We start from the raw sequence: 355 nt of genomic DNA on the forward strand, positions 1-355 counted from the left end.
CTGAATTAAGCGGGCTTCAATCGTGCCTTCCACGCGATCAATCGGTGTGGCCTCTTCCCACTTATCGCGAGTTTTCCACGTGTGAATAGTCGAGGCTTTTTCGCCGATTGTTTCGGCAATGCGAGCGACACGCCACCCTTGCCAATACAAAGCGCGGGCTTGTTGGCGTGGTGACATATCGGGAGTGATGATTAATTGCGGGGCGGAACTTGTCATGCGATTAGTTTGCCGGTGTTTTTTCTCGCAGCAACCAAACGGCACTTGTAATGCGGCCTATTACAAATTGAAGTGCTTGGATAAAAGAAGGGATCGCGCGAAGCTGTGCTCACCAAACATTCGCAAACATGATGAGGCA

1 protein-coding gene is annotated in these 355 nt (G+C 50.7%); it reads right to left on the minus strand.

Going from position 1 to position 355, the window contains the following annotated elements:
• A partial coding sequence (locus tag A596_RS22470; RefSeq protein ID WP_039918819.1) for a terminase gpP N-terminus-related DNA-binding protein occupies positions 1–216 on the minus strand: 216 nt, incomplete at its 3' end.
• Between the last annotated feature and the right edge of the window lie 139 nt (positions 217–355).

The sequence above is a fragment of the Cellvibrio mixtus subsp. mixtus J3-8 genome, assembly GCF_000766945.1.
GTDB lineage: Bacteria > Pseudomonadota > Gammaproteobacteria > Pseudomonadales > Cellvibrionaceae > Cellvibrio > Cellvibrio mixtus_A.